General features: G+C 38.9%; 8 protein-coding genes. 4 read left to right on the top strand and 4 right to left on the bottom strand.

Annotation, left to right across the window (positions count from 1 at the left end; translation table 11 throughout):
- Positions 1 to 147: 147 nt before the first annotated feature.
- The 4 genes from UC75_RS15910 to UC75_RS15895 form a co-directional block, all read right to left on the bottom strand.
- Positions 148 to 1,773 carry an NAD+ synthase gene (locus tag UC75_RS15910; RefSeq protein WP_049838150.1) on the bottom strand — a complete coding sequence of 542 codons (1,626 nt, stop codon included), beginning with the start codon at positions 1,771 to 1,773 and terminating at the stop codon, positions 148 to 150.
- Positions 1,774 to 2,158: 385 nt separating this feature from the next.
- A complete protein-coding gene (locus tag UC75_RS15905; protein WP_049838149.1) occupies positions 2,159 to 2,719 on the bottom strand; it encodes a hypothetical protein in 561 nt (186 codons plus the stop codon).
- A gap of 163 nt (positions 2,720 to 2,882) precedes the next feature.
- On the bottom strand, positions 2,883 to 3,335 hold the full coding sequence (locus tag UC75_RS15900; protein WP_049838148.1) for a CopD family protein: 453 nt from the start codon (positions 3,333 to 3,335) through the stop codon (positions 2,883 to 2,885).
- Between the two features lie 18 nt (positions 3,336 to 3,353).
- Positions 3,354 to 4,583 (bottom strand): beta-ketoacyl synthase N-terminal-like domain-containing protein, encoded by a 1,230-nt coding sequence (locus UC75_RS15895; RefSeq protein ID WP_004641618.1) that lies wholly within the window; start codon positions 4,581 to 4,583, stop codon positions 3,354 to 3,356.
- 300 nt (positions 4,584 to 4,883) lie between these two features.
- On the opposite strand from UC75_RS15895, the gene UC75_RS15890 reads away from it, so the two are divergent.
- The 4 genes from UC75_RS15890 (at position 4,884) to fusA (ending at position 9,725) form a co-directional block, all read left to right on the top strand.
- Complete coding sequence (locus tag UC75_RS15890; RefSeq protein ID WP_049838147.1) at positions 4,884 to 6,203, top strand: EcsC family protein; 1,320 nt, start codon at positions 4,884 to 4,886, stop codon at positions 6,201 to 6,203.
- Positions 6,204 to 6,403: 200 nt separating this feature from the next.
- Entirely contained in the window at positions 6,404 to 6,778 is a 375-nt protein-coding gene (rpsL, locus tag UC75_RS15885) for a 30S ribosomal protein S12 (protein ID WP_002050319.1), read from the top strand.
- A 160-nt stretch (positions 6,779 to 6,938) separates the two neighbouring features.
- On the top strand, positions 6,939 to 7,409 hold the full coding sequence (gene rpsG, locus UC75_RS15880) for a 30S ribosomal protein S7 (RefSeq protein WP_004638185.1): 471 nt from the start codon (positions 6,939 to 6,941) through the stop codon (positions 7,407 to 7,409).
- A gap of 177 nt (positions 7,410 to 7,586) precedes the next feature.
- Complete coding sequence (gene fusA, locus UC75_RS15875) at positions 7,587 to 9,725, top strand: elongation factor G (RefSeq protein ID WP_005303124.1); 2,139 nt, start codon at positions 7,587 to 7,589, stop codon at positions 9,723 to 9,725.
- Positions 9,726 to 9,870: the final 145 nt, after the last annotated feature.

Below are 9,870 nucleotides of genomic sequence, written 5' to 3'. Positions count from 1 at the left end.
ATTTCGTCAGCATGTTGCATAAACAGTTGAATGAACTGCTGGAAATAAATAGGTGAGTTTTCTATAGATAATTGTTTTTTGAAAAATTCCACTTGCTCAAGCAAAAGTGCTTGAGCAAGTGCTGTAGTTTTTGATGAGTTTTCCTGCTCAGTCATTCGCTGTCCAACCGTTGACAATCGGATAACGTCGTTCACGACTAAATGCACGAGAAGTAATTCTCGGCCCAATCGCGCCTTGACGACGTTTATATTCATTACGATCAACTAAACGGATAACTTTTTCAACTACTTCTTTATCAAAACCTTTGGCAATAATATCTGCCTGACTTAAATCTTCTTCAATGTATGCGTAAAGAATGGCATCTAATACATCATATGCTGGTAAAGAGTCTTGGTCTTTTTGGTCTGGGCGAAGTTCTGCTGAAGGTGGGCGGGTAATCACACGTTCAGGGATAACAGGAGTTTCACTTAAGCTATTACGGTATTTTGCTAATTCAAATACGATAGTTTTATAAACATCTTTTAGAACTGCAAAGCCACCAACCATATCACCGTAAAGTGTACAGTAGCCAACTGAAAGCTCAGACTTGTTGCCAGTAGCGAGTACTAAATTACCAAATTTATTTGATAAGCCCATGAGTAATGTGCCACGTGCGCGCGCTTGTAAGTTCTCTTCGGTCGCATCTGCTGGTGAGTTGCCAAAGAAAGGATACAAGGTTTGCATAAAGCTATTTACAACTGAATGTATTTCAGCAATACCGAAAGTTACGCCCATACGACGAGCTTGTTCTGCCGCATCTTCTACACTAATTTGAGAAGTATAAGTATAAGGCATCATTACGGCTTGTACTTTTTCTGCACCAATTGCATCAACAGCAATAGCAAGTGTAAGGGCAGAATCAATACCGCCAGATAAACCTAAAATTACACCAGGAAAACCTGAACGCTCTACATAGTCGCGTGTTGCCAGAACTAAACCTTGATAGATCTCTGCAAATGTTTCTAAAGCAGGAGCTGATTCTGTGACTTTAAACGCTTTGTTTTTTTGGTCAAATTCAGCGATGTAGAGGTCTTCTTTAAAGCTTGGTGCTTGTAAAGCAATTCCACCATCTTTATTGCTGACAAAACTTGTGCCATCAAAAATTAAATCATCTTGGCCGCCCACTTGGTTAACGTACACAATGTTGAGGTGAAGTTGTTTTGCAAGTTCACTCAACGTTTGTGTACGGTGCTGTGGTTTACCGACTTCGTATGGTGATGCATTTAATACAAGAACAGTATCAACATTTAATTGGCTTAACTGTTTTACGGTATTAATTGACCAGATATCTTCGCAAATCAATACGCCAAACTTATGTCCAAGATATTCAAACACCAAATGCTGATGTCCTTTTTGGAAATAACGTTTTTCATCAAAGACGCCATAGTTTGGTAAATTGTGTTTGTTAAAAACACCCAAAACTTGACCGTCTTTCATGACAGCAGCAGAATTATAACGTTGACCATCTTCTGTCTGGTTCACAAATCCGAAAACCATGACAATATCTTTAACTTCGGCAAGTTGAGCAAAAGCCTTTTGCATACGTTTATTTAAATTTGGACGTAACAATAAGTCTTCAGCTGGATAACCAATAACAGAAAGCTCGGGAAAAATAATCAGGTCAGCGTTTTGTTTTTTCGCCTGATTTACTTGCTCAATCATCTTTTTGGTGTTTGAGTCAATATTGCCAATATGCGGAGAAAACTGAGCAAGGGCAACTTTAAAACTTTTCATTCAAACCTAATCCTAGATCATAACGAATATAGATACACATAGTGTTGATTTTTATAGATATAATTTTTCAACGATGTGTATGATACGATATTAAACAATTAAAATAGTAAACAAAAATGTCAAGATCAATAATATATACCAATCACATATTTTCTGCGTAAAAATAACGAGATTTTCTGTATAGAATAGAAACAGGCTTCATTATTTTTATTGTTTGTATACTGCCTTATCACAAGCTAATTTGGAATAAGCGCGTTATATTTTTTTCAATAATTTGAATTAAATAAGAGGGATTCTATAGCTTAGGTAAGTATTTCTGATTTATAAGAATTCTCATTTACATTAAGCAAGAAATGTTACGTTCAAAGAAGGATTGATTATTTAGTTACAAATGAAGTTGAGGTGAACAGATAATATTTGGGATTTTACCAGAGCAAATATCGCGGGCAATTTCACCTTGTTGTTCAATGTTATAAGAGCTAAAAGCCTTGTGGGGAGAGTAGGTGTATTTATAGGGGTTGTAACTTTTAAAGCTCAGATAATAGGCTGATTGCAGTAAGGCACCTTTAAGTAATACATGAATACCTTTTTGATACTGCATGACATGAGTGAGTTCGTGAATAAAAATACCCTGCATAAATTTAGATTCTAGAGCATAATTTTCACTGTAATCGGAAAGATTGACATAAATATTTCCGTTTGGAGCCATAAAAATACCGTAAGACTGCCAAGGAAGGTAGCGAGTAGCAATAATTTTAGGTTGTTCACAATTGAGCATGTCGCCAAAGACCATTTGTGCTAATACTTTTTCTTGAGCAGTCAAATGTCTAATTGGGTAGTTTTTTAAGTGACGGAAAATAAAAAGCGTAAGAAGAATAAATTGTGTGCGAATTAAGCGTTTAAAGGCATTAAAAAGTAGCATAGCTTTGCCATTAAATGAGTTCATCTATTTCTTTAGCATACTATAGGTTAGATATCGCGAAATAAAGAGGTGTGGTTATTCATTAGTTTTATCGTTCTGTTTTAAAAATATAAAGCTTTAAATGGATCTAGTTTTTCTTATTGTTGTGAATAAAAGATTTCTTAGATAAGAAAAGCAAAAGCCCCAGTTAAAACTGAGGCTTTACGACAACTAAAATCACAACGGCAAATAAAATTAAGGTCGGCATTTCATTAAAGAAGCGCCAGAACTTATGTGATTTATAGTGAGCATTTCCAATAAGTTTTTTACGGTAGTAGCCACATGCCAAATGGTAGATGACTAACAAAGCGACTAAAGCGACTTTAAGGTAAAACCATGTTGCCTGATGGTAATGTCGAGTTGCATCGCCCCAATCCACAAGAAAATGAGCAGTAATTAATGTGGCAATCAGAGAAGGCCACATAATTCCACGATACAACTTACGTTCCATTACTTCAAAGCGTTGATGACTAACAGCATCTTCACTCATAGCATGATAAACATATAGACGTGGTAAGTAGAACAAAGCAGCGAACCAACAAACCACGGCAATAATATGTAATGCTTTTACCCACAAAAAAGCATCAGAAGGTGCATCCATCGATAATCCTAGGTGGGATTATGCATCCCACTTCTTGAAAATAAGGCAAGCGTTAACGCCGCCAAAGCCAAAACTGTTACTCATTACAGTATTCAATTTTGCATCACGTTTTTCAAGTACGATATCAAAAGGTTTTGCGCCTTCATCAAGTTCAGTTACATTGATGTTTGGTGCAATAAAGTCGTTTTGCATCATTAGAACAGAGTAAATAGCTTCTTGTACGCCAGCTGCACCTAAGCTATGACCTGTCATAGATTTAGTTGAGCTAAGAGGAGGCACATTGCCTTCGCCAAATGCACGTTCCATTGCTTTAAGTTCTGTAATGTCACCAGCTGGAGTAGATGTACCATGTGTATTTACATAGTCAATTTTGTCTACGCCATGTTGCTTAGCTTCTTCAAGTGCCATTAACACACAACGTGTAGCACCTTCACCGCTTGGAGCAACCATGTCTGCGCCATCGCTGTTTGCAGCATAACCAACAACTTCAGCTAAAATGTTGGCACCACGTGCTTGAGCGTGTTCAAGTGATTCAAGTACTACGAAACCGCCACCGCCAGCAATAACAAAGCCATCACGGTCTGCTGAATATGGACGAGATGCTGTTTCTGGAGTTTCATTATATTTTGAGCAAAGTGCACCCATTGCATCAAACAATAAACTTTGAGACCAATGATCTTCTTCACCACCACCAGCAAGCATAAGGTCTTGTTTGCCGAGTTGAATCAGGTTGTATGCATAACCAATTGCGTCAGCAGAAGTTGCGCAAGCACTTGTAATTGTATGAGCAATACCTTGCAGTTTGAATGCAACACCTACGTTTGCAGTAATAGTGTTTGACATGTTGCGTGGTACGAAGAAAGGTCCTACTTTACGTGCACCTTTAGTTTCTAAAAGCTCTGTCATTTCAACAACAGATGCAGTTGAACCACCACCTGAACCGCCTGCGATACCGTAACGTGGATTACCACCGATTTGCTCAGCAGTAAGACCTGCATGTTCAACAGCAGCTACAGCAGCATTGTAAGCGTACATTGCACATACGCCCATAAAGCGTTTTAACTTACGGTCAATATGATCAAAATCTTGTTCTGCAGCAGCGCTCACATGACTTTTAAAATTGAGTTCAGCATAAGTTGGGTTAAAACGTGTCCCGGAGATTCCATTTTGAAGTGAATGAGTAACTGCTTCTAAAGAGTTACCGATACATGAGTTAATACCCATACCAGTGATTACAACACGTTTCATCTACAGGTCCCTTTATGGTGATATTAAGAGTCTATGGTGATCAACAGCTATGAAAACGAATAGGAGAATATAGCTGTAAGAAAACAAGACTCATGTTTTTTCGTTGTTAACATAATAGCAGAAAGGATTTTTATTTCTTATGGCAAATCTTTATGACAATTTTACATTTAAAAAAAATAACTAAATACATAGTATGTTGCATTTAGGGTTAACTAAAATACACACATTCAAGTTGAGATAAATCCACATTCCACCTAGTATTTATGTCTAATTAGATAAATTAAAAAATCGAGGTACTTGATGACAAAATTTAATAATAATCAATCTGACAATTTGTTTTCTCAGGTCTTCGGAGTGGCTAAAAAGCTCAGTTCTACAGGATTGAGTATCTTGCAACAGAACCAATCAGGTGACGTTAGTAAGGTAATTGAACCAATTCCAACTGGGAAAACAGTTGAAGGAAAATCGAGAACAAAAAGCCCATTTGAAGTTGAGCAATATGAAAGTCCTCAACAAATGCTACGTGAACAATTGCCGAAAGTAACTCGTCAGGTCTTTGGACGACATTTTACAAAAGTAAATGGTGTAGCTACATTTCTTTCCCCAGATTGGGATGAAAAAATCTCAGGTTATTTATTTGATTGGCTGAATGACTTTAGTTCAAAAAGCACCTTAACTGAAAAAATCTTAGAAGAAGCGGGTGCTAAAGATTTATTTGAGCTCACTAAAGATACGGGCCGTTCTCAACGTTTAAGTCAGGCACTTATCGAACAAAATAAATTAATTGCGACTGTACAAGGTGCAATTACAGGCGTGTCGGGCGTGGTTGGTGCTGCTGTAGATATTCCTGTTTCACTCGTGCTCGTTTTAAGAACGATTTATCAGACTGGTAGATCACATGGTTTTGAACTTCTGGAAGTTACAGACCAAGACGTTGTCGAGTTTATCTTTAAAGAGGTTGATATTAGTCTGATTGCTGAAAAGCAAACTTTATTGATAGCTTTAAAAACATTACGAAATATGTTGGAAACGCAAGATATTCATCAATTTCAGCAAGTGTTAGGTTCAACTACCGATTTTGATACTTTAAAGAACTGGCTAGTCGATGAAGATGGAGAGTTTAAATGGGGTTGGTTAAACCGTATTCCTAAACTTTCAGCATTTGGCAAAGTTACACCAGTTGCTGGTGCTGTTTTAAGCGCAGTATATAGTTGGAAACTACAAGAAGATGTTGGGCATAAAGCACAAGCTATTTTTGGCGCTGCAAGACATTATTTAAATGAACATCCAAGTGAGCATTTATCTCCGCTACAGGCCTATTATGCTGCGGTTACGCTCATCCAGAAGGCGAGTCCTCGTCTTTTAAATGTGGGTGAAGATGGCAATATTCATGCAGCACATCATCATAAAGTAGAAAATCATGATGTCATTTCAAAAGTATCTATTGTCTTAAAGCCTACAGAAAGTAAAAAGAGTGAAGAAAAAATTCAGGAAAATGTCCATCAAGGTATCGAGCAACTTGCTGATAAACATGTTGAGGAACATGAGCATACTGAGCAAAAACCTGCTTTAACTCCTGAGGTAGATGAAGAGGAGTTGAATGATAAAAAATACTCTTAACAATACGCTTACAAATAAGAGGTTTAAAAATAAGATTTAAACTCTATTTAGATTTGTAAGTTATCCTGTCAAAGATTGATATGGTCAACATTTGGTAAGTATTGCCGTGTTGACCATTTTTGCATCTTAGCTTACAATTATGTGCCCTTAAAAAGAGGTATTTTCTTTTTAAGGTTTTTTAATAACGGGAGAATTGCCATATGGCAACAACGAATCAGTTGATCCGTAAGGGTCGTACGACTTTGGTTGAAAAATCCAAAGTTCCTGCGTTGAAGGCTTGTCCACAACGTCGTGGTGTTTGTACACGTGTTTATACAACTACACCTAAAAAACCTAACTCAGCTATGCGTAAGGTTTGCCGTGTTCGCTTAACTTCAGGTTTTGAAGTATCTAGCTACATCGGTGGTGAAGGTCATAACCTACAAGAGCACAGTGTTGTTCTTATCCGTGGTGGTCGTGTTAAAGACTTACCAGGTGTACGTTACCATACCGTTCGTGGTTCATTAGACTGTGCTGGTGTTAAAGATCGTAATCAATCACGTTCTAAATACGGTACTAAGCGTCCTAAGAAGTAATTCTAGGAAACTAGTCCAATAAGCCCTTTAGCGTTTCGCTTGTTTGAATTCTTCATAGATTTGTAATTCAAGCGACGTATAGTAAGGCCAGCGTCGTGTACATGACACTTGTACAAACTGCTGGATTATCCTGAAGTGTCATATTATTAGGTGTATTAAAATGCCAAGACGTCGCGTAGTCGCTGCTCGTGAGATCCTTCCAGATCCAAAATTTAGCAGCCAAACAATCGCTAAATTCATGAACCACGTAATGCAAGATGGTAAAAAATCTGTTGCTGAAGGTATCGTTTACGGTGCTTTAGAACGTGTTCAAGAAAAAAACAAAGTAGACCCAGTTGAATTTTTCGAGACTACTCTTGAAAAAGTTCGTCCTATGGTTGAAGTAAAAGCACGCCGTGTTGGTGGTGCTACTTATCAAGTACCTATGGAAGTACGCCCATCCCGTCGTACTGCCTTAGCTATGCGTTGGTTAGTAGATGCTGCTGCTAAGCGTTCTGAAAAAACGATGGCTTTACGTCTTGCTGGTGAGTTGCTTGATGCAGCTGAAGGTAAAGGTGCAGCAATCAAAAAACGTGAAGATGTGCACCGTATGGCTGAAGCTAACAAAGCCTTCTCTCACTACCGTTTCTAAGCGGATAAAACAGGCCTTATTCAGGAGAATATTCATGCGTACAGCAGCTCGATTCAACATTGCTCTTTATCAAAGTGGGAGCTTTGCAGGTATTTAAGTTGCCTGTTTGGATATTCGCGCGCATCAATTTAATTGGTGCGTCCTGTTTTAAATATAACATTTAGGAATGTAGACATCATGGCTCGCCAAACCCCAATTACTCGTTACCGTAACATCGGTATTTCTGCGCACATTGACGCAGGTAAAACAACTACAACTGAACGTATTTTGTTCTACACAGGTGTATCTCACAAAATTGGTGAAGTACACGACGGTGCAGCAACAATGGACTGGATGGAACAAGAGCAAGAGCGTGGTATTACAATTACCTCTGCTGCTACAACTTGTTTCTGGTCTGGTATGGGTAACCAATTCGAACAACACCGTATCAACGTAATTGACACCCCAGGACACGTAGACTTCACAATCGAAGTTGAACGTTCTATGCGTGTTCTTGACGGTGCGTGCATGGTTTACTGTGCTGTAGGTGGTGTACAACCTCAGTCTGAAACTGTATGGCGTCAAGCGAACAAATATAAAGTGCCTCGTTTAGCATTCGTGAACAAGATGGACCGTACTGGTGCAAACTTCTTCCGTGCTGTTGAGCAAGTTAAAACTCGTTTAGGTGGTAATCCTGTTCCTATCGTTGTGCCAATTGGTGCTGAAGATACGTTCCAAGGTGTTGTTGACCTTATCGAAATGAAAGCGATTATCTGGGATGAAGCATCTCAAGGTATGAAGTTTGAATATGCTGATATCCCAGCTGACCTAGTTGATACGTCTAACGAATGGCGTACAAAAATGGTTGAAGCTGCGGCTGAAGCTTCTGAAGAATTAATGGACAAGTACCTTGAAGAAGGTGATCTTTCTAAAGAAGAGATCATTGCAGGTTTACGTGCTCGTACATTAGCTTCTGAAATTCAAGTAATGCTTTGTGGTTCAGCGTTCAAAAACAAAGGTGTTCAACGTATGTTGGATGCTGTAATTGAATTCTTACCATCACCTACAGAAGTTAAAGCGATCGAAGGTATCCTTGACGACAAAGACGAAACTAAAGCGTCTCGTGAAGCATCTGACGAAGCTCCGTTCTCTGCACTTGCGTTCAAAATCATGAACGACAAATTCGTAGGTAACTTAACATTCGTACGTGTTTACTCTGGTGTTCTTAAACAAGGTGATCCGGTTTATAACCCAGTTAAATCTAAGCGTGAACGTATCGGTCGTATCGTGCAAATGCATGCGAACGAACGTCAAGATCTTGATGAAATCCGTGCAGGTGATATCGCAGCGTGTGTAGGTCTTAAAGACGTTACTACTGGTGATACATTATGTGATGAGAAAAACATCATTACTCTTGAACGTATGGAATTCCCAGAGCCAGTAATTTCATTGGCTGTTGAACCAAAAACTAAAGCAGACCAAGAAAAAATGTCTATCGCTTTAGGTCGTTTGGCTAAAGAAGATCCATCGTTCCGCGTTCGTACAGACGAAGAATCTGGTCAAACAATTATTGCTGGTATGGGTGAGCTTCACCTTGACATCATCGTTGACCGTATGAAGCGTGAATTCGGTGTTGAAGCGAACATTGGTAAACCAATGGTTGCTTACCGTGAAACGATCAAAAAGTCTGTTGAACAAGAAGGTAAGTTCGTACGTCAAACTGGTGGTAAAGGTAAGTTTGGTCACGTATATGTACGTCTTGAACCGCTTGATGTTGAAGAAGCTGGTAAAGAATACCAATTCGTTGAAGAAGTTGTTGGTGGTGTAGTACCTAAAGAATTCTTTGGCGCAGTTGACAAAGGTATTCAAGAACGTATGAAGAATGGTGTATTAGCTGGTTACCCTGTTGTGGGTATCAAAGCGACATTATTCGATGGTTCTTACCATGATGTCGACTCTGATGAATTGTCGTTCAAAATGGCTGGTTCGTACGCTTTCCGTGACGGTTTCATGAAAGCTGATCCTATCCTTCTTGAACCAATCATGAAAGTTGAAGTAGAAACTCCAGAAGACTACATGGGCGATATCATGGGTGACTTAAACCGTCGTCGTGGTATGGTTCAAGGTATGGATGATCTTCCTGGTGGAACTAAAGCAATTAAAGCAGAAGTTCCATTGGCTGAGATGTTTGGTTACGCGACTCAAATGCGTTCTATGTCTCAAGGTCGTGCGACTTATTCTATGGAATTCGCTAAATACGCTGAAACTCCACGTAACGTGGCTGAAGGCATCATCGCTAAGTTCCAGACTGGCGGTAAAAAAGGTGACGACGAGTAATCTTTCGATTACTATAAGCCCAAACTAATTCTTAGTTAAAAACCAAGCGCTCGTGCAGTGACCCTGCATGAGCAGTTTATAAAGGAAGATCATCATGGCTAAAGCCAAGTTTGAACGTAATAAGCCACACGTAAACGTGGGCACA

Source organism: Acinetobacter sp. V2 (assembly GCF_001188385.1).
Taxonomy (GTDB): Bacteria; Pseudomonadota; Gammaproteobacteria; order Pseudomonadales; family Moraxellaceae; genus Acinetobacter; species Acinetobacter oleivorans.
Note: the sequence above shows the minus strand (reverse complement) of the source record. Positions and strands in the feature narration are given on the sequence as shown.